15 protein-coding genes and 1 tRNA gene are annotated in these 18,512 nt (G+C 73.3%); 2 read left to right on the top strand and 14 right to left on the bottom strand.

The features are described 5' to 3' along the window. Positions 1-50: 50 nt before the first annotated feature. The 5 genes from thrC to ACFU7Z_RS06290 all read right to left on the bottom strand — a co-directional run bounded on the left by thrC (position 51) and on the right by ACFU7Z_RS06290 (position 6,274). Positions 51-1,151, bottom strand: a complete 1,101-nt coding sequence (thrC, locus tag ACFU7Z_RS06310) for a threonine synthase (protein ID WP_049655889.1) — start codon at positions 1,149-1,151, stop codon at positions 51-53. A 10-nt stretch (positions 1,152-1,161) separates the two neighbouring features. Continuing rightward, positions 1,162-2,454, bottom strand: a complete 1,293-nt coding sequence (locus tag ACFU7Z_RS06305; RefSeq protein WP_380776553.1) for a homoserine dehydrogenase — start codon at positions 2,452-2,454, stop codon at positions 1,162-1,164. Between the two features lie 138 nt (positions 2,455-2,592). After that, on the bottom strand, positions 2,593-3,984 hold the full coding sequence (gene lysA, locus ACFU7Z_RS06300) for a diaminopimelate decarboxylase (RefSeq protein WP_074001448.1): 1,392 nt from the start codon (positions 3,982-3,984) through the stop codon (positions 2,593-2,595). Between the two features lie 89 nt (positions 3,985-4,073). Continuing rightward, complete coding sequence (gene argS / locus ACFU7Z_RS06295; protein WP_049655895.1) at positions 4,074-5,735, bottom strand: arginine--tRNA ligase; 1,662 nt, start codon at positions 5,733-5,735, stop codon at positions 4,074-4,076. Positions 5,736-5,818: 83 nt separating this feature from the next. Beyond that, positions 5,819-6,274 (bottom strand): response regulator, encoded by a 456-nt coding sequence (locus ACFU7Z_RS06290; RefSeq protein ID WP_380776557.1) that lies wholly within the window; start codon positions 6,272-6,274, stop codon positions 5,819-5,821. A 235-nt stretch (positions 6,275-6,509) separates the two neighbouring features. Between ACFU7Z_RS06290 and ACFU7Z_RS06285 the strand changes: the two genes are divergently transcribed. Continuing rightward, a tRNA-Arg gene (locus tag ACFU7Z_RS06285) sits at positions 6,510-6,581 on the top strand. A 129-nt stretch (positions 6,582-6,710) separates the two neighbouring features. Here ACFU7Z_RS06285 and ACFU7Z_RS06280 read toward each other — a convergent pair. The 4 genes from ACFU7Z_RS06280 to ACFU7Z_RS06265 form a co-directional block, all read right to left on the bottom strand. Continuing rightward, positions 6,711-7,694, bottom strand: a complete 984-nt coding sequence (locus ACFU7Z_RS06280; protein ID WP_380776551.1) for a trypsin-like serine peptidase — start codon at positions 7,692-7,694, stop codon at positions 6,711-6,713. 108 nt (positions 7,695-7,802) lie between these two features. Next, positions 7,803-8,735, bottom strand: a complete 933-nt coding sequence (locus ACFU7Z_RS06275; protein WP_380776549.1) for a carbohydrate kinase family protein — start codon at positions 8,733-8,735, stop codon at positions 7,803-7,805. A gap of 84 nt (positions 8,736-8,819) precedes the next feature. Further along, positions 8,820-10,364, bottom strand: coding sequence for an MFS transporter (locus ACFU7Z_RS06270; RefSeq protein WP_380776555.1), 1,545 nt, complete (start codon positions 10,362-10,364; stop codon positions 8,820-8,822). A gap of 266 nt (positions 10,365-10,630) precedes the next feature. Continuing rightward, positions 10,631-12,355 carry a DUF885 domain-containing protein gene (locus tag ACFU7Z_RS06265; protein WP_049657741.1) on the bottom strand — a complete coding sequence of 575 codons (1,725 nt, stop codon included), beginning with the start codon at positions 12,353-12,355 and terminating at the stop codon, positions 10,631-10,633. Between the two features lie 119 nt (positions 12,356-12,474). Here ACFU7Z_RS06265 and ACFU7Z_RS06260 point away from each other — a divergent pair, with 119 nt between their 5' ends. Then, entirely contained in the window at positions 12,475-13,209 is a 735-nt protein-coding gene (locus ACFU7Z_RS06260) for a TetR/AcrR family transcriptional regulator (protein WP_074001443.1), read from the top strand. Between the two features lie 74 nt (positions 13,210-13,283). Here ACFU7Z_RS06260 and ACFU7Z_RS06255 read toward each other — a convergent pair whose 3' ends face one another. The 5 genes from ACFU7Z_RS06255 to ACFU7Z_RS06235 form a co-directional block, all read right to left on the bottom strand. Further along, entirely contained in the window at positions 13,284-14,135 is an 852-nt protein-coding gene (locus ACFU7Z_RS06255) for a fumarylacetoacetate hydrolase family protein (RefSeq protein ID WP_375876482.1), read from the bottom strand. Between the two features lie 204 nt (positions 14,136-14,339). Beyond that, positions 14,340-15,551 carry a serine/threonine-protein kinase gene (locus ACFU7Z_RS06250; RefSeq protein WP_117489525.1) on the bottom strand — a complete coding sequence of 404 codons (1,212 nt, stop codon included), beginning with the start codon at positions 15,549-15,551 and terminating at the stop codon, positions 14,340-14,342. Positions 15,552-15,666: 115 nt separating this feature from the next. After that, positions 15,667-16,647: an ABC transporter substrate-binding protein gene (locus ACFU7Z_RS06245; protein WP_380776546.1), complete on the bottom strand. Its 981-nt coding sequence runs from the start codon at positions 16,645-16,647 to the stop codon at positions 15,667-15,669. Positions 16,648-16,691: 44 nt separating this feature from the next. Continuing rightward, complete coding sequence (locus tag ACFU7Z_RS06240) at positions 16,692-17,444, bottom strand: amino acid ABC transporter ATP-binding protein (RefSeq protein WP_049655467.1); 753 nt, start codon at positions 17,442-17,444, stop codon at positions 16,692-16,694. 53 nt (positions 17,445-17,497) lie between these two features. Further along, a complete protein-coding gene (locus ACFU7Z_RS06235) occupies positions 17,498-18,511 on the bottom strand; it encodes an amino acid ABC transporter permease (RefSeq protein WP_079271885.1) in 1,014 nt (337 codons plus the stop codon). Position 18,512: the final 1 nt, after the last annotated feature.

Below are 18,512 nucleotides of genomic sequence, written 5' to 3'. Positions count from 1 at the left end.
CCGACGGGCCGACCCTCGAAAGGGTCGGCCCGTCGGGGCGTCAGGACCCTTTACCGGTCGAGCAGTCCGAGGCTGCGGGCGGCCGCCTCCGGGTCGATCGGGACGATCTGCGGCTGCGGCGCGCCGGCCACCGCCCAGTCCGGGTCCTTCAGGCCGTTGCCGGTCACGGTGCAGACGATCCGCTGGCCCGGGTCGACCAGGCCGGCCTCCGCCTTGGCCAGCAGACCGGCCACCGAGGCGGCCGAGGCCGGCTCCACGAAGACGCCCTCCTGCGAGGCCAACAGCCGGTAGGCGGACAGGATCTGACGGTCCGTCACCTTGTCGATGAGGCCGCCGGACTCGTCCCGCGCGGCGAGCGCGAAGTCCCAGGAGGCCGGGTTGCCGATCCGGATCGCGGTGGCGATGGTCTGCGGCTTGAGCACCGGCGCGCCGTCCACGATCGGGGCCGAGCCGGAGGCCTGGAAGCCCCACATCCGCGGGGTGCGGGTGGCGAGGCCGTCGGCCGCGTACTCGCGGTAGCCCTTCCAGTACGCGGTGATGTTGCCCGCGTTGCCGACCGGCAGGACGTGGATGTCCGGGGCGTCGCCGAGCATGTCGACGATCTCGAAGGCCGCGGTCTTCTGGCCCTCGATCCGCACCGGGTTGACCGAGTTGACCAGCGCCACCGGGTACTTCTCGGACAGTTCACGCGCAAGGGTGAGGCAGTCGTCGAAGTTCCCGTCGACCTGGAGGATCCTGGCGCCGTGGACCAGCGCCTGGCCCATCTTGCCGAGGGCGATCTTGCCCTGCGGGACGAGCACCGCGGAGACCATCCCGGCCCGCACCGCGTACGCGGCGGCGGAGGCCGAGGTGTTGCCGGTGGAGGCGCAGATGACCGCCTGCGCGCCCTCCTCCTTGGCCTTGGAGATGGCCATCGTCATCCCGCGGTCCTTGAAGGAGCCGGTCGGGTTGGCGCCCTCGACCTTGAGGTAGACCTCGCAGCCCGTGCGCTCGGAGAGCACCTGGGCGGGGACCAGGGGCGTGCCGCCCTCCAACAGGGTGACCACCGGGGTGGCCGCGGTGACCGGCAGGCGGTCCCGGTACTCCTCGATCAGGCCGCGCCACTGGTGGGTGTGCGCGCCTCGGACGACGTTCTCGGCAACGGCGTTCATGGCTGGTTCCTTATTCCCCTTCGACCCGCATGATGCTGGCCACGTCCCGCACGCTGTCCAGCGCGCGGAGCTTGTCGACCGTCGCCGACAGCGCGGCGTCGGTGGCACGGTGGGTGACCACGACGAGCGAGGCGTCGCCGTCGCGGCCCTGCTGGCGCACGGTGTCGATGGAGACGCCGTGCTCGGCGAAGACGGATGCCACCTGGGCGAGCACGCCCGCGCGGTCGTCCACGTCCAGGCTGACGTGGTAGCGGGTGACCACCTCGTCCATCGGCTTGGCCGGCAGCCGCGTGTACACCGAGTCACCGGGGCCGGTGGCGCCGGCGAGCTTGTTGCGGCAGACCGCGACCAGGTCGCCGAGCACCGCGGAGGCGGTCGGCGAGCCGCCCGCGCCGGGGCCGTAGAACATCAGCCGGCCGGCCGCCTCGGCCTCGACGAACACCGCGTTGTACGCCTCGCGGACGGAGGCCAGCGGGTGCGACAGCGGGATCATCGCCGGGTGGACGCGCGCGGTGACGGACTCGCCGTCCGCGGCCCGCTCGCAGATCGCGAGCAGCTTGACCACGCAGCCCATCTCCTTGGCGGAGGCGATGTCGGCCGCCGTCACCTCGGTGATGCCCTCGCGGTAGACGTCCGCCGCGGTGACCTTGGTGTGGAAGGCGATGCCGGCCAGGATCGCGGCCTTGGCGGCGGCGTCGAAGCCCTCGACGTCGGCCGTCGGGTCGGCCTCGGCGTAGCCCAGCGCGGTGGCCTCCTCCAGCGCTTCCGAGTAGCCGGCGCCGGTGGTGTCCATCTTGTCGAGGATGAAGTTGGTGGTGCCGTTGACGATCCCCAGCACCCGGTTGACCTTGTCCCCCGCGAGGGACTCGCGCAGCGGGCGCAGCAGCGGGATCGCGCCCGCCACCGCGGCCTCGTAGTACAGGTCCACCCCGGCCTCGGCGGCCGCGGCGTGCAGCTCGGTGCCGTCCTTGGCGAGCAGCGCCTTGTTGGCGCTGACCACCGAGGCGCCCTGCCGGAAGGCGGACAGGGTCAGCGATTTGGAGGGCTCGATGCCGCCCACCACCTCGACCACCACGTCGATGTCGCCCCGGTTGACCAGGGCCTCGGCGTCGGTGGTGATCAGGTGCTCGGGGACGCCCGGGCGGGTCCGCCCGGCCCGGCGGACCGCGATCCCGGCCAACTCGACCGGAGCGCCGATGCGAGCGGCGAGGTCGTCGGCCGTCGTCGTCATGATGCGCGCCACCTCGGAGCCCACCACACCACAACCCAGCAACGCCACCTTCAGCGGGCGCGTACGCATCATCCGACTCCGCTCTGCATTCTTCTGCTTCGGTAATTTCCGGCGGGTTTTCCTGGACCGCCGGGAACTTCGGTCTCTACCAGTCTCCGGGACTTTCCGTACGGATCTACGGTCGTTCCATGATCTGAGACGAGGATTTCGTCATCCGATATCCAGACGCAGGAGATCCTCCTCCGTCTCGCGCCGGACGATCACCCGCGCCGCACCGTCCCTGACGGCGAGCACGGGGGGCTTGAGGGCGTGGTTGTAATTGCTCGCCATCGACCGGCAGTAGGCGCCGGTGGCGGGCACCGCGATCAGGTCGCCCGGGGCCAGGTCGGCCGGCAGGAAGGCGTCCCGGACGACGATGTCGCCGGACTCGCAGTGCTTGCCGACCACCCGCACCAGCATCGGCTCCGCGTCGCTGGTGCGCGACACCAGGGCCACCGAGTACTCGGCGTCGTACAGCGCGGTGCGGATGTTGTCGGACATCCCGCCGTCCACGCTGACGTAGGTGCGCAGGCCCTCCAGCGGCTTGACGGTGCCGACCTCGTACAGCGTGAACGCCGTCGGGCCGACGATCGCCCGGCCCGGCTCCACGCTCAGCCGGGGGGCGTCCAGGTTCGCGGCGGCGCACTCGCGGCGGACGATGTCGGCCAGCGCGGCCGCGATCTCGGCCGGCTCGCGCGGGTCGTCCTCGCTGGTGTACGCGATGCCGAGGCCTCCGCCGAGGTCGATCTCGGGCAGCTGGACGCCGTGCTCGTCGCGGATCCCGGCCAGCAGGCCGACCACCCGGCGGGCGGCCACCTCGAAGCCCGCCATGTCGAAGATCTGCGAGCCGATGTGCGAGTGGATGCCGCGCAGCTCCAGGCTGTCGTGGCCGAGCACCCGGCGCACCGCCTCGGCGGCCGCCCCCCCGGTGAGGGACAGCCCGAACTTCTGGTCCTCGTGCGCGGTGGCGATGAACTCGTGGGTGTGCGCCTCGACGCCGACGGTGATCCGGATCAGCACCTGCTGGCGCACGCCCTGGCGGGCGGCGATCGCGGCCAGGCGCCCGATCTCCTCGTAGGAGTCGACCACGATGTGCCCGACGCCGGTCTTCACCGCGTGCTCGAGCTCGTCCGCCGACTTGTTGTTGCCGTGCAGCGCGATCCGCTCCGGCGGCATCCCGGCGGCCAGGGCGACCGCCAGCTCGCCCGGGCTGCACACGTCGAGGTTGAGGCCCTCCTCGTGCAGCCAGCGCACGACGGCCTTGGAGAGGAACGCCTTCCCGGCGTAGTAGACGTCCGCGCCGGTGCCGAAGGCGTCCCGCCAGGCGCGCGCCCGGGACCGGAAGTCCTCCTCGTCCAGCACGTAGGCGGGGGTGCCGAACTCGGCGGCCAGCCGCTTGACGTCGATGCCGCCGACGGTCGCCACGCCCTCGGCGTTCCGGGCGACGGTGCGCGACCAGACCTTGGGGTCGAGCGCGTTCAGGTCGGCGGGCGGGGCCTGGTAGTGGCCCTCGGGCAGGACGTCGCCGTGACGGGGGCCTGCCGGGTGTGCGGAGCGACTCATCTTCGGAGATCCTTCGAGACCTATGGCGAGGGGCGGCGACGGTCCACGTTGACCGTCAGCCGCCCCCGCCGTGCGCTTGGGGGTGGTGCCTACATCCGCTCGGGCGCCGTCACGCCCAGGAGCGTGAGTCCGTTGGCGAGCACGGTGCGCGTCGCCTCGACCAGCCAGAGGCGGGCGCGGTGCGTGTCGGAGAGCTCCTCGTCGCCCTTGGGCAGGAACATGCAGTTCTCGTACAGGCGGTGGTACTTGCCCGCGAGGTCCTCCAGGTAGCGCGCGACCCGGTGCGGCTCGCGCAGCTCGCCGGCCGTGGCCAGCACCCGCGGGAACTCCGCGAGGTGGCCGAGCACGTCGGACTCCCACTCGGTGGCGAGCAGCTCGGGCTTGAACTGCTCGACCGTGCCCTTGTCCACGCCCAGCTCGGCGGCCTTGCGGGCCACGCCGCACATCCGGGTGTGCGCGTACTGGACGTAGAAGACCGGGTTCTCGTTGGTCTGGCTGGTCAGCAGGTTGATGTCCAGCGTGATCGTCGAGTCCGTGGAGGAGCGCGCCAGGGTGTAGCGGGCGGCGTCCACGCCGATCCACTCGATCACGTCGTCGATCGTGATGATGTTGCCGGCCCGCTTCGACATGCGGACCTCTTCGCCGTCGCGAAGCATCTTCACGAACTGGCCGATCTTCACCTCGATGTTGTGGTCCATGTCGTCGCCGGCGCAGGCCGCGATGGCCTTGAGGCGGTTGACGTAGCCGTGGTGGTCGGCGCCCAGCATGTAGAGCGCGACCTCGGCGCCGCGGTCCCGCTTGGACAGGTAGTACGCGGCGTCGGCGGCGAAGTAGGTCTTGTCGCCGTCGGCCTTGACCAGGACGCGGTCCTTGTCGTCGCCGAAGTCGGTGGTGCGCAGGAAGACCGCGTCGTCCTGCTCGAAGACGTGGCCCTGCTCGCGCAGCCGGTCGATGGCCTTCTCGACCGCGCCGGAGTCGTGCAGCGTCTTCTCCGAGAACCACACGTCGAAGTGGGTGCCGAACTCGTCCATCGAGCGCTTGATCTCGGCGACCATGAGCTTGAGGCCCTCGGTGCGGAAGACCTGGAGCTGCTCCTCCTCGGAGAGGTCGAGCACGCCGGGGATCGCGTCGGTGAGCGCCTTGGCGATGTCGACGATGTACTCGCCGACGTAGCCGTCCTCGGGCGCCGGGCGGCCGTTCGCGGCGGCCTGCAGCGAGGCGGCGAACTTGCCGATCTGCACGCCCGCGTCGTTGAGGTAGTACTCGGTGGTGACGTCGGCGCCGGAGGCCCGCAGCACGCGCGCCATCGAGTCGCCGACGGCGGCCCAGCGGACGCCGCCGATGTGGATCGGGCCGGTCGGGTTGGCGGAGACGAACTCCAGGTTGATCCTCAGGCCCTTGAGGGCCTCGTTGCGGCCGTAGGCCTCGCCCGCCTCGACGACGGTGCGCGCCAGCGCGCCGGCGGTGGCGGTGTCCAGGGTGATGTTCAGGAAGCCCGGACCGGCGATGTCGACCTTGGCGACGCCGGTGATCCCTCGCAGGCGGTCTGCCAGCAGCTCGGCAACGGCTCGCGGCGGCTTGCCGGCCGCCTTGGCGAGCTGGAGGGCCACGTTGGTCGCGTAGTCGCCGTGGTCCCTGTTCTTGGGCCGTTCGACCGTCACGTGCTCGGGCACGGCGACGGCCAGCTCGCCCGCCTCGACGGCGGAGCTCACTGCGGCCTGGATTGCCTGGGAAAGGTCTGCGGGGGTCACGACGCCAAGCGTAGGCGAGACGGGGTGCCCGCCCGCCACCCGGTTTACCGGTTGAGACGCCGGTGCGCCGTGGTTACCGGGTCTCAGCCGCGATCCGTCCGCTCTGTTCGCTCAGGGCGAACTACGTCGGACGGACCGGCACGGCGCCCGCCGGACGGCCCGGCGGACTGTTCCGCGAGCCCCATCAGGCGCCGGACCAGGGCCACCAGGTCGGCCGGATCGAAGGGCTTGCCGAGGTAGCCGTCCACCCCGACCGTCTCCCCCAGGTCGAGGTCCGCCGGGGTGCAGGCGCTCACGATCGCGATCGGCAGCCGGCTGGTGTCCGGGGTCGCGCGCAGCCGGGCAGCCGTCCGCAGGCCGTCCAGCCTCGGCATCACCACGTCCAGCGTCACCACGTCGGGCCGCACCCGGCGGACGACCTCCAGGCACTCGGCGCCGTCGGCGGCGGTCACCACCTCGAAGCCCTCGAGCTCCAGGTTGACCCTGATCAGCTGGCGGATCACCTCGCTGTCGTCCACCACGAGGACCCGCCCGGACACTCCCGACACCTCACCGAGGGTATCGGCGGCCCCGCCGCCCCGTCCGGCCTTTGGGCACTTCCGCCCCCACCCGGCACACGGCCCGATCCGCGGGCCGATCCCCGGGTCGATCCGCCGCCCGATTCGCGGGTCGATCCCCGGGCCGGACGATCTTCGGGGAAACCCGTGCACGGACCACCGCCGGAGCCTGGTACTGTTCTCACGTCGGAAGCGCGAGCGACCGACAGGCCAACAGGCCCCCGTAGCTCAGGGGATAGAGCACCGCCCTCCGGAGGCGGGTGCGTAGGTTCGAATCCTACCGGGGGCACTTCGCAGGAAGTGCAAGTCAGGCCCAGATCAGTGGAGTTGATCCACGGATCTGGGCCTTTGTCGTATGCGGACGCGCGACCGGGTCCGGGTCCGGGCCCGGGTGGGGGCCGGGTCCGGGCCCGGTGTCTCAGGAGGCGGCCGCCTCGGCCTGGGTGTACAGGTCCGCGATGGTGTGGTCGAAGAGGGCGCTGTACGAGATGTCGTCGGTGTCGCCGCCCTGCTGGTAGCCGCCGATCGCGCCGATCACGTCGCCGGTGGCGGTGTTGATCCACGGGCCGCCGCTGGTGCCGCCCGGGTAGGCCGGGCAGTGGACGACCCGCTGGTAGGCGCTCTGCTGCCCGGTGGTGTTGGTGCACAGGACGGGCGCCTCGGCGTCGGCGGGGTAGCCGTAGAGGCGGACGGTGGCGCCGAACGGCTCGTCGGTGCCCAGCCGGTTGCCGCCGACCACGTCCTCGACGTTGCGGCCGTTGCTGGGGGCGGTCTCCAGGATCGCGAAGTCCTCGTCCTCGTCGCCCTTCTGGGACCAGCCGGCGGTGGTGTGGATCGCGGTCACCCGCCAGGTGCCGTACGGGGCGGAGCCGTCGCGGTAGCCGGGGGCGAAGGTGACGCCGTCGGTGCTGCTGAGACAGTGCGCGGCGGTCAGCAGCAGGTTGCCGGTGGCGCTGTGCAGCACGCTGGCGGTGCAGAAGTGGTCGCCGGCCGTCGGCGTGCCGCTGAACAGCGCGCCGACCGTCCCGGTCTCGCGGTCGCCGGCCGGCGCCGGGGCGGTGGTGCCGAGCGCGACGTCGGCGGCGGCGGTGGTGGTGGTCGGGGCGGCCGGCGCGGCGGCGGGGGTGGCCGTCGCGGTGGCCGTCGGGTCGGCGGTCGGCGCCGCGGAGGGCGTGGGGGCCGCGACCGGGGCGGGCGGGGCGACCGCCGCCGGGTCGGTGGCCGGGACGGGCACGGCGGCACGGGTGCTGCGGGCCGCCTTCCCGGCGGCCGTCGTGTCGGACAGGTCCAGCCCGTGCGTCCCGGTCAGCACCGCGGCGACCGCCACCGCGGACAGCGCGGTGAACAGGGACGGGGCCAGGAGTCTGCGGCGGCGCGAACCCTCGCGGCGGTGCTTGCCCATGCCTGTCTCTCCTGCCGGGGCGGTCGGTGGCGTCGTTCGGTGAACGACTATGGCGCCTCAGCCTGGAAAGGGCGTGACCGGCTCCTTGGAGCTCGATGAGAAATACCGTCAGCGCGTCAGCACCGCGTCCAGTTCTGCGGCTCCGACGAAAGCGGTGTGCGTCCCGGCGGCGGTGCAGGCGAAGGCCCCGGCCACCGTACCGGCCCGGGCGCAGTCCAGCGGCGGGCGGCCCTGGAACCAGGCGTACAGGAAGCCGGACACGAAGGCGTCCCCGGCGCCGTTGGTGTCCACCACCGGACGGCCCGGGTCGACGGCCGGCAGCCGGCGCGGCGCCGGGTCGTCCCGGGTGAGCAGGTGGCAGCCCTCGGCGCCGGCAGTGGCGACGACCACCCGCGCGCGCCCCTCGGCGAGGATCGCGCGCATCACCTCCTCGTGCCGGCCGCGGCAGCCGGCCACCGAGAGGAAGACCAGGTCGGAGCCGAGCGCGTAGTCGCGGTGGTGCGGGTCGGCGCCGTCCCAGTCGTGCAGGTCGGTGGAGGTGGTGCGGCCGAAGCGGTGCAGGTCGCCGTACATGTCCCGGTTGACGCCGGTGATGGACAGGTGGACGTGCCGGCTGCGCTCGGCGTACGGCAGACAGAAGTCGCGCGGCAGCCGCAGGTCGGCGGGGTGGCGGCCGTCGAAGAAGGAGAACCGGCGGCCCTCCGGGTCCACCAGGTTGACCCCGCGCGGGGTGCCGTACGGGCTCACCAGGTGCGCGAAGTGCAGTCCGTGGCGCGCGTAGTGGGCGCGGACCAGGTCGCCCTGGGGGTCGTCGCCGAGGAAGTCGATGAACGCGGTGCGCAGGCCGAGGTGGTGGGCGCCGAGGGCGACGCCGTTGCCGGTGTGGCCGACGTAGTCCCGCACCGGCTCGACGAACCGCGAGTCGCCGGGCGGGAGTTCCAGCCGCTCGACCCGGACGATGGTGTCCACGCCGCTGCCGCCGACGACGAGCAGGTCGAACTCGGGCGGCGCGGCCTCGGGCGAAACGGTCTCGGACGGCACGGCGGCGCCTCCTTGCTTCCTGGACGGTGGTGGCCAGGAGTCAAGCAGGCGCCGGAGGTTGACTGCAAGGACTTGCTGCAAATTTCAATCGGCGGGTGGCCGCTCCGGGCCCGCCTCGGCCCGGACCTCGGCCCCGGTCCCGACGTTCGCCCTGACGTCGGCCCGGGCCACGGCCCGCGGGCTCGGCCGCCCGTCCACCGCCCGTACCGCGGCCGCCGGTTCCGCCCCGCCCTCGACGACGGTGGCCTCGACGGCGGTGGCCGCGACCGGGGTCGGCCGGTGGTCGATCATCAGCACCGCGACCAGCGCGGCCGCCAGCAGCACGCCCATCGCCACCCAGGTCGCGACCACGTAGCCGTGCACCGCGCCCTGGGCCCGCACCGCCGGGTCGGCGGCGATCCGGGTGGCCAGGAAGCTCGCGGTGGCGCTCGCGGCGACCGTGTTCAGCAGCGCGGTGCCGACCGAACCGCCCACCTGCTGCGCCGAGTTGATGGTGGCCGAGGCCGCGCCGGCCTCGTTCGGGGCGACCCCGAGGGTGGCCAGGCTCATGGCCGGCATGAACACCAGGCCCATGCCGAAGCCGATCAGCAGTTCGGCGGGCAGCACCATGCCGGCCCACGGGCTGTCCACCCGCATCTGGGTCAGCCAGGCCATGCCGCCCGCGGCGAGCAGCAGGCCGGGGCCGATCAGGTTCCGGGACGGCACCCTGGTCATCATCCGGGCCGCGAAGCCCGTCGAACTCAGCACGATGGCGACCGTCATGGGCAGGAAGGACAGGCCGGACACGATCGGCGAGAAGTGCTTGATGGCCTGGAGGTAGTAGGTCAGGAACAGGAAGAGGCCGAACATGCCGACCATCGCCAGGCCCACCGAGAGCGCGCCGCCGCCGCGGTTGCGGTCGGCGACGATGTGCAGCGGCAGCAGCGGGTGCGCGGTGCGCCGTTCGACCAGGACGAACGCCGCGAGCAGCGCCACGCCCAGGACCAGCGGGCCGATCACCAGGCCGTCGCCCCAGCCCCTGGTCACGGCCTCGGAGGTGCCGTAGACGATCGCCAGCAGGCCGCCGCAGCCGAGCAGCGCCCCGGGCAGGTCCAGCCGCAGCCGGCGGCCCTTCCCGACGTGGTCGCGCTTCAGCACGTTGAAGGCCGCGAAGGCGGTGACGGCGGCGATCGGCACGTTGACGAACAGGCACCAGCGCCAGTCCAGGTACTCGGTCAGCAGGCCGCCGGCGATGAAGCCGATCGCGGAGCCGCCGCCGGCGATCGCGCCGAAGATGCCGAAGGCCGTACTGCGCTCCCGCGGATCGGAGAAGGTGGTGGAGAGCAACCCCAGCGCGGAGGGGGCGAGCAGGGCACCGAACGCCCCCTGGAGGGCGCGGGCGCCGAAGAGCATGGCGGGGCCGACCGCCGCACCGCCGAGGGCGGAGGCGAGGGCGAAGCCCAGCAGGCCGACGGTGAAGACGCGCTTGCGGCCGAAGAGGTCGCCCAGCCGGCCGCCGAGCAGCAGCAGGCCGCCGAAGGCCAGCGTGTAGGCGGTGATCACCCACTGCCGGTCGGCGTCCGAGATGCCCAGGTCCCGCTGGGCGGACGGCAGTGCGATGTTCACGATGGTGATGTCGAGCACGATCATGAGCTGGGCGGTGGCGATGACGGCCAGCGCCCACCAGCGGCGGCGGTCCGCGTCCTCATGACCGGCGACGGTTCTCGCAGTCACTGGTCGAGCCTTCCGGAGTGGGGCGGAGAGGTCACGCAGTCGCCTTCCAGCCAAACCCCGCTCCGGACGGATGGCAAGGAAAAACCTCACCAAATCAGACCTTCGGGACAAAAGAACCAGGCCTCCGGGGCTGCGGACCGAGTCCCGGGGGCCTGGTTCCACGGCTCGCGCCGCGTGGTGGCTCAGAGCGCCGAGAGCTCCTCGACCAGGTCGTCCAGCCCCAGCGAGCCCTGCGAGAGCGCCGCCATGTGCCAGGCCTTGAGGTCGAACTCCTCGCCGCGCGCCTCGTGCGCCGCCTTCGCCGCCGCCCGGCCGCGCAGCCAGGCGCGCTCGCCCAGCTTGTAGCCGATCGCCTGGCCGGGCAGGCCCAGGTAGCGGACCAGCTCGCTGTCCAGGAAGTCGGCGGACAGGCCGCAGTACAGGCCGAAGAACTCCCGGGCGTGCTCCGGGGCGACCGGCTCGCCCGGCCGGTACGGGGAGTCCGCCGGGAAGTCCAGGCCCACGTGCATGCCGATGTCGACGATGACCCGCAGCGCGCGCATCATCTGCGCGTTGAGGTAGCCCAGGCGGTGGCCCGGGTCGGTGAGGTAGCCGAGCTCGTCCATCAGGCGCTCGGCGTACAGCGCCCAGCCCTCCAGGTTGGCGCTGACCCCGCCGAGGCTCACCTGGTAGGTGGAGAGCCGGTCGGCGACGTAGTTCCACTGCGCGAGCTGGAGGTGGTGGCCCGGGACGCCCTCGTGGTACCAGGTGGAGACCAGGTCCCAGACCGGGAAGCGGTCCCGGCCCACCAGCGGCAGCCAGGTCCGCCCGGGACGGCTGAAGTCCAGCGAGGGCGCGGTGTAGTACGGCGCGGCGGCGCTGCCCGCCGGGGCGATCCTCGACTCGACCCGGGTGACCGGCTCGGCCAGGTCGAAGTGGGTGCCCTGGAGGTCCCGGACGGCCTGGTCCATCAGGCCCTGGAGGTACTCCCGGGCGGCCTCGGCACCCTCGATCGCCGGGCCGTCCGACTCCAGCCAGCGCATCGCCGCGAGCGGACCCGCGCCCGGCAGGACCTTCTCGGCCTCGGTCTCCATCTGCGCCAGCAGGTCGTGGAACTCGCTCCAGGCCCAGGCGTAGGCCTCGTCGAGGTCCAGGTCGGCACCGGTCCAGTAGCGCACCCAGCGGACGTAGCGCTCCCGGCCCGCGGTGTCCGGGGCGCCGGCCGCGGCCGGGCCGTACACGTCGCGCAGCCAGTCCCGCAGCTCCGCCAGCGCCTCGGCGGCGGCCACCGCGTGCTTCGACAGCTCGGGGTGCAGACCCTCCGGCGCGCCCTGGACGAAGGTGCCGAACCAGGCGCCGGGCACCCGCTCGGCGGCGGGCGCGTCCTCGCCCAGCCACTCGGCGAACTGCCCGAGCACCGTGGCCACCTGGCGCGGGCCGGACAGCAGGCCGCGCTCGACGCCCTCCGTCAACGTGCGCCGGTACTGCGCGAACGCCTCCGGGAGCCGCGCCATCCGGCGGCCGATCACCTGCCACTCGGCCTCGGTGTCGGTGCCCATCAGGGTGAAGGACTCCCGCACGTCGTGCACCGGGGAGCCCAGGTTGCGCAGCGAGCGGAAGTTCTCCCCCGCCTCGTGGACGGCGAGTTCGGCGGTCAGCCGCTCGCGCAGCAGCCGGGCGCAGCGGCGCTCCGCCTCGTCGTCGGCGGCACCGGCCCGCTCGGCCTCGTCGAGCTTCGCCAGGGTGCGGCGGGCGAGGTCGGCGACGGCCTCGGGACCGGCCGGGGAGAGGTCGGGAAGCCGGTCGTCGTCAAGGTTGAGACCGAGGTACACCGCGGTCAGCGGGTCGAGCTCGGCCAGTTCGCGGACGTGGTCGTCGGCGATGCGGCGAGGGGTGGCGCCGTCGGCGGTGATCAGTTCTTCACGCATTCGGACATCATTTCGTGGCGCGGCAGCTTTGCAACCCCTTTGCGAGCCGGGTTCGCCTGCGAAAATCCGTTCGGCGCGACCGGATCCGATCCGTCCGGCGCCCATTACGCTTGGCCGCCATGGAAGCCAGCCCCGCCCCGGCCGCACCCGAGCCGCGCCCGCGCCGCACCGGCTACCGGCGGCTGCCGGTCCAGCAGCGGCGCGAGCAGCTGATCGCGGTCGCCCTGGAGCTGTTCGCCTCCCGGCCGCCCGAGGAGGTGGGCCTGGACGACGTCGCCGAGGCCGCCGGGGCCTCCCGCCCGCTGGTGTACCGCTACTTCGCGGGCGGCAAGCAGCAGTTGTACGAGGCCGCGCTGCGCACCGCGGCGGACGAGCTGAGCAGCCGCTTCGCGCTGCGGCTGAGCGGGACGCCGTCCGAGCAGCTGTCGGCGGTGCTGGACGGCTACTTCGCCTTCGTGGCCGAGCACGACGCGGGCTACTCGGCGCTGCTGCGCGGCGGTTCGGTGGTGGAGACGGCCCGCACCTCGGCGATCGTGGACGACGTCCGGCGGGAGGCGCTGCGCCGGACGCTGCGCCACCTGGGCGTGCGGGAGGCCGGGCCGCGGCTGACGCTGCTGGTGCGCTCCTGGATCGCGGTGGTCGAGGGCGCGTCGCTGAGCTGGCTGGACGAGGGGCGCGCGCTGCCGGTGGCGGAGCTGCGCGACTGGCTGGTGGACCAGTTCACGGCGATGGCGGCGGCGACGGCGCTGCACGACCCGCAGACGGCCGAGGTGCTGGCGGGGGTGCTGGCGCTGGAGGGGCCGCGGCCGGAGCGGGCGGAGCGGCTGCGGGCGGTGCTGGGCGGCGGCTCCTAGGCGGCGCGGCTGCTCCCGAGCGGTCCCGGCGCCCCTCCCGACCCCCGTGCCAAGGGTCGGGGCGGCCTGCGTGATTACGCCTTGCCGAGCACCTGGCGCTGGCGGCCGAGCCCGTCGACCTCGATCTCGACCACGTCGCCCGGGGCGAGGTACGGCGTGCCGGGGCGGCCCAGGGTGACCCCCGCCGGGGTGCCGGTGATGACCACGTCGCCGGGCTCCAGCACCATGAACCGGCTCGCGTAGCGGACCAGTTCGAGCACCGGGAAGACCATCTCCGCGGTGCTGCCGTGCTGCCGCCGCTCGCCGTTGACCCACAGCCGCAGGGTCAGCGCCTGCGGGTCGGCCACCTCGTCGGGGGTGACCAGCCAGGGCCCGAGCGGGGTGAAGGTCTCCGCCGACTTGCCCTTGTCCCACTGGCCGCCGCGCTCGAACTGGAAGGCCCGCTCGGTGACGTCGTTGGCGATCGTGTACCCGGCGATCACCCCGGCCGCCTCGGCGTGCGAGTCCAGGTAGCGGGCGGTGCGGCCGATCACGACCGCCAGCTCGGCCTCGTAGTCGGTCTTCTCGCCGCCGCGCGGCACCAGCACCTCGTCGTACGGGCCGACCACGGTGGAGCCCGGCTTGAGGAAGATGACCGGCTCGGCCGGGATCGCGGCCCCGGCCTCGGCCGCGTGGTCGCGGTAGTTGAGCCCGATGCCGACCACCTTGCCCGGCCGGGGCACCGGTGCGCCCACCCGCAGGCCGTCGAGGTCCAGCACCGGCAGGACGCCGGCGGCCGCGTCCCGGGCCAGTGCGGCCGGGTCCAGCCCGGCCAGGAAGGCCCCGTCGAGGTCGCGGGTCCGCCCCGAGAGGTCGTACGCGGTGCCGTCCTCACCCAGGACGACCGGGCGCTCGGCGCCCGCGGGTCCGACGCGCAGGAGCTTCATCGATCCGTCACCAGCCTTTCGTCGCAGCTCACCGGGGCGGCCCGGAGGCCGCTCCCGAGTCCGGCAACGAGGTATACCAACGCGCCGGGGCGGCGGGCCAGACCGTCCCGATGGGCGAAATCCTCCCGGTTGGCGCTCCGGCCGCCGCCCCGGCTCGGCGGCCCGCACGGTTGACACCCCGGGGGCCGACCGCGCGGAGGCGGCTCAGCCGTCCTGCGCGCCGCCGCCGAGCAGCGCCGCCAGGGCGACGGCCCGCGGCCGGCCCGGGCCGAGCCTGGCGGCCTCCCGCTGCCAGTACGCGAGGTCGCGCCGGGCGTCCGCCCGGGCCTCCGGGGTGGCGCCGGGCACCTGGGCCAGCTCGTCCAGCAGGGCGGCGGCCGCGCCCGGGCTGCCGTCCCGGGCCAGCCAGAGGGCCAGGTCGTGGCAGGTGCGCAGGGTGCGCGGGTCCTCCGGGCCGCAGATCCGGGCGAAGTCGGGGACGAGCGCGGTGAGGATCTCCACCGCCTCCGCGGCCTCGCCGGCCTCCCCGTGCCGCCAGGCCCGGTCGGCCCGCCGGCGCAGCTGCTCCGGGCTGGGGTCGTCCGGGCGCAGCATCCCGGGCCGGATGGCGCGCAGCCGCTCCAGCACCTCGGCGGCGCCGGCCGGCCGCTGTCCGGGCCGCTTGGCGAGCAGTTCGGCGACCAGCCCGGCCAGGGCCGGGTCCTTGCCGCGCACTCGGGGCGGGACCTCCTCCAGGTGCTTGTACATGTACTCGGCGGCCGAGGCGGCGCGGAACGGGCGGGTGCCGGTGCAGACCTCGTACAGCATGATGCCGAGCGCGTAGAGGTCGGCCCGGCCGTCCACCGGGCCGCCGGACCAGCATTCGGGCGCCAGGTACGGGACGGTGCCGACCACGTTGCCGGTGGAGGTGAGCCGGACGGTCTGGGTGACCAGTCGGGCGATGCCGAAGTCCAGGACCTTGGCCCGCTCCCCGTCCTCCACGATCATCACGTTCTCGGGCTTGATGTCCCGGTGGACGATCCCCGAGCGGTGCGCGGCGTCCAGCGCCTTGCACACGTGCCGCATCCAGCGCAGCCCCTGCTTGTGGTCCGGCCGGCCGTCCTTGAGCACCTCGGACAGCGCCCGGCCGCGGACCAGCTCCATCACCAGGTACGGGATCTTCCCGGAGCCGGACTCCGTCCACCCGTAGTCGTACACGGTGACGATGTGCGGGTTGTTGAGGCCGCCGGCCGTCCGGGCCTCGCGGACGAACCGGCTGACCGCCTCCCGGTCGGTGGCGTGCTCGGCGAGCAGCACCTTGACCGCGACCGGCCGGTCGATGGTCGTGTCGGTCGCCCGCCAGACCACGCCGAAGCCGCCCCGGCCCAGCTCCTGCTCCAGCCGGAAGCGGCCGCCGAGCACCTCGCCCTTCTCCATTCCCTCCCCCAACCCGACCGCGCCCGCTCGGCGTTCGCCGCCGGAGGGGTCGGAGGGGTCACCATAGCGGCGGGCGGGGACGAACGGGTGAACGAGCCGGGCCCACTTCCGGCAGCTACGGCTTGGGCAGCCCGGGCGGGTTGATCTCGGAGCTCTTCACGGCCTCGTTGTCCAGGCCCCAGCGCTTGAGCACCTGCCCGTACGTGCCGTTCCTGATCACCTCGTCGATCGCCCCGTTCAACGCCTTGACCAGGCCGTTGTCCTTCCGGGTGGTCGCCGCGATCTTGCCGAGGACGTCCGCGCCGCCGCCCGAGTAGGTGCCGACGACCTCGGTCTCGCCGGTCTGCACGGCGTGGAAGGCCAGGCTGGGGTTGGGGCCGGTGTAGACCTCGATCCGGCCGGAGGAGAGCGCCAGGTAGTACTCGGTGCCCTGGAAGTACTTGATGTCGATCGGCTTGAGGCCGTTCCTGATGTTCTCCTCGCTCCAGGAGACCAGCAGCTTCTCCTGGTTGGTGCCGGTGGCGACGCCGACCGTCTTGCCCGCGAGGTCCCTGGGGCCGGTGACCTTGAGGCCGCCGCCCTTCTTCGCCTCGAAGCCCAGGACGTCCAGCCGGTAGGTGGCGAAGTCGTACTTCTCCTTGCGCGCCTCGGTGACGGTGATGTTGGACAGGCCGACGTCGTACTTGCCGCTGTCCAGGCCGACGAAGATGTTCTCCCAGGAGACCGGGTTGAACTCGACCTTGAGGCCGAGCACGTTGCCGATCAGGAGGGCGAGGTCCGGTTCGACGCCGATGATGGTCTTGTCGTCGTTGGCGTAGAAGTCCAGCGGCGGGGTGGAGCCGATGGAGTCGACGACGCTCAGCGTCCCCTTCCGTCTGATCTCCTCCGGGACCAGCGCGGCGATCGCGTCGACCTTGGGCGTGGTGACCCGTTCCTGGTTCGGCGACAGGTTCACCACCGTGCCGTCCGGCGCGGTGCTGCCCTTGGCCGGGGCGAGCTCCCCCGCCGCGCCCGTGGCGCCGCTGCCGCAGCCGGCCAGGACGAGGGCTGCGGTGAGCGCGGCGGCGGTCACGAGGGCGCGACGGGGTAGGGACATGGCGGAACTCCTGCTCGGTGAAGGGGGGTTGGGGAAGGGGAAGGTCAGAGGACCTTGGCCAGGAAGGCCCGGGTGCGCTCGTGCCGCGGCCGGTCCAGGACCTCGGCGGGCGGGCCCTGCTCGACCACCACGCCGCCGTCCATGAAGACCACGGTGTCGGCGACCTCGCGGGCGAAGCCGATCTCGTGGGTGACCACGATCATCGTGGTGCCGCTGCGGGCCAGGTCCTTGATGACGTCCAGCACCTCGCCGACCAGCTCCGGGTCGAGCGCCGAGGTCGGCTCGTCGAACAGCAGCACCTTCGGCTCCAGCGCCAGCGCCCGGGCGATCGCCACCCGCTGCTGCTGCCCGCCGGACAGCTGCCGGGGGTAGGCGGCGGCCTTGTCGGCCAGCCCGACCCGCTCCAGCAGCGCCAGCGCCGTCGCCCTGGCCTCGGCCCGGGGGCGGCGCAGCGCGGAGACCGGCGCCTCGACCAGGTTCTCCAGCACGGTGAGGTGCGGGAACAGGTTGAAGTTCTGGAACACGAAGCCGATGCCGGTGCGCTGGCGCAGCACCTCGCGCTCCTTGAGCTCGTACAGCCGGTCGCCGGAGCGGCGGTAGCCGATCAGCTCGCCGTCGATGGCGACGTGGCCGCGGTCCAGCTTCTCCAGGTGGTTGATCGCGCGCAGCAGGGTGGACTTGCCGGAGCCGGACGGGCCGAGCACCACGGTCACCGAGCCGGCCGGGACGTCCAGGTCGACCCCGCGCAGCACCTCCAGCCGGCCGAAGCTCTTGTGCAGGCCGCGGACCTGCACCATCGGGGCGGCCGGGGTCGGGGCGGCCGGGCTCGGCTCGGGCTTCGTCAGGGTGGTCACGACTGTCCTCCGGGGGTACGGGCGGCGGCGGGCCGGGTGCGGTCCGGCAGGCTCCGGGCGAGGGCCCGGACGCGCTGCCACGGGGTGGGCGGCGGGGTGCGCTGGGCACCGCGGGCGAAGTGGCGCTCGACGTAGTACTGGCCGACCGAGAGCACGGTGGTCAGCAGCACGTACCAGACGGTGGCGACCATCAGCAGCGGCACCACCCGGCCCGTACGGCCGTAGACCACCTGGGCCTGGTAGAAGAGCTCGCCGATGGCCATCACGTAGACCACCGAGGTGCCCTTGAGCAGCGAGATCACCTCGTTGGCGGCGGCCGGCAGGATGCCGCGCATGGCCTGCGGCAGCACGATCCGCCGGCCCTGCCGCCAGCGCGGGATGCCGAGTGCGGCGGCGGCCTCGCGCTGGCCGGCGTCCACCGCGATGATGCCGCCGCGGATGATCTCGGCGGCGAACGCGGCCTGGTGCAGCCCGAGGCCGAGCACCGCCGCGCCGAGCGCGCTGAGCACCCCGACCGTCTCGACCTCGCCGAAGGTCGGGCCGAACGGGATGCCGATCCCGAACCGCTTGTACAGGTAGGAGAGGTTGAACCAGAACACCAGCTGGACGATCAGCGGGATCGAGCGGAACACCCACACGTAGGCCCAGGCGATGGAGCGCAGGATCGCGCTGCGGGACAGCCGCATCGCGGCCACCACGGTGCCCAGCAGGAAGCCCAGCACCGTGCCGTAGGCGGTGAGTTCGAGGGTCCGTCCGATCGCCCGGAGGATGGTGTCGGCGGTGAAGTAGAGCCGGAAGGTGGCCCAGTCCCAGCCGGGGTTGGTGGCCAGGCCGTGGGCGAACTGGGCGAGCACGACCAGCGCGGCGATCCCGGCGGCCCAGCGCCAGGGGTGCCGGGCGGGGACGGTGCGCAGGCCGGCCAGCCGGTCGAGGTCGAGGGCGGCGGCCGGGGCCGGCCGGCTGGGCGGGGCCGCGCTGGTCCCGGTGGTGGCGGTGGTGGCGGTGGTCATC

The sequence above is a fragment of the Kitasatospora sp. NPDC057518 genome (assembly GCF_042802075.1).
Taxonomy (GTDB): Bacteria; Actinomycetota; Actinomycetes; order Streptomycetales; family Streptomycetaceae; genus Kitasatospora.
The sequence above is the reverse complement of the archived record's forward strand: the minus strand, read 5'-3'. Positions and strand labels throughout refer to the sequence as shown.

Excerpts from the sequence above, each read along its gene's own strand:
- ACFU7Z_RS06255 (WP_375876482.1), bottom strand. The coding sequence starts at position 14,135 with ATGAAGCTCCTGCGCGTCGGACCCGCGGGCGCCGAGCGCCCGGTCGTC.
- ACFU7Z_RS06280 (WP_380776551.1), bottom strand. The coding sequence starts at position 7,694 with ATGGGCAAGCACCGCCGCGAGGGTTCGCGCCGCCGCAGACTCCTGGCC.
- ACFU7Z_RS06305 (WP_380776553.1), bottom strand. The coding sequence starts at position 2,454 with ATGATGCGTACGCGCCCGCTGAAGGTGGCGTTGCTGGGTTGTGGTGTG.
- ACFU7Z_RS06265 (WP_049657741.1), bottom strand. The coding sequence starts at position 12,355 with ATGCGTGAAGAACTGATCACCGCCGACGGCGCCACCCCTCGCCGCATC.
- ACFU7Z_RS06270 (WP_380776555.1), bottom strand. The coding sequence starts at position 10,364 with ATGATCGTGCTCGACATCACCATCGTGAACATCGCACTGCCGTCCGCC.
- ACFU7Z_RS06245 (WP_380776546.1), bottom strand. The coding sequence starts at position 16,647 with ATGTCCCTACCCCGTCGCGCCCTCGTGACCGCCGCCGCGCTCACCGCA.
- thrC (WP_049655889.1), bottom strand. The coding sequence starts at position 1,151 with ATGAACGCCGTTGCCGAGAACGTCGTCCGAGGCGCGCACACCCACCAG.
- lysA (WP_074001448.1), bottom strand. The coding sequence starts at position 3,984 with ATGAGTCGCTCCGCACACCCGGCAGGCCCCCGTCACGGCGACGTCCTG.
- ACFU7Z_RS06250 (WP_117489525.1), bottom strand. The coding sequence starts at position 15,551 with ATGGAGAAGGGCGAGGTGCTCGGCGGCCGCTTCCGGCTGGAGCAGGAG.
- ACFU7Z_RS06260 (WP_074001443.1), top strand. The coding sequence starts at position 12,475 with ATGGAAGCCAGCCCCGCCCCGGCCGCACCCGAGCCGCGCCCGCGCCGC.
- ACFU7Z_RS06235 (WP_079271885.1), bottom strand. The coding sequence starts at position 18,511 with ATGACCACCGCCACCACCGCCACCACCGGGACCAGCGCGGCCCCGCCC.
- ACFU7Z_RS06240 (WP_049655467.1), bottom strand. The coding sequence starts at position 17,444 with ATGGTGCAGGTCCGCGGCCTGCACAAGAGCTTCGGCCGGCTGGAGGTG.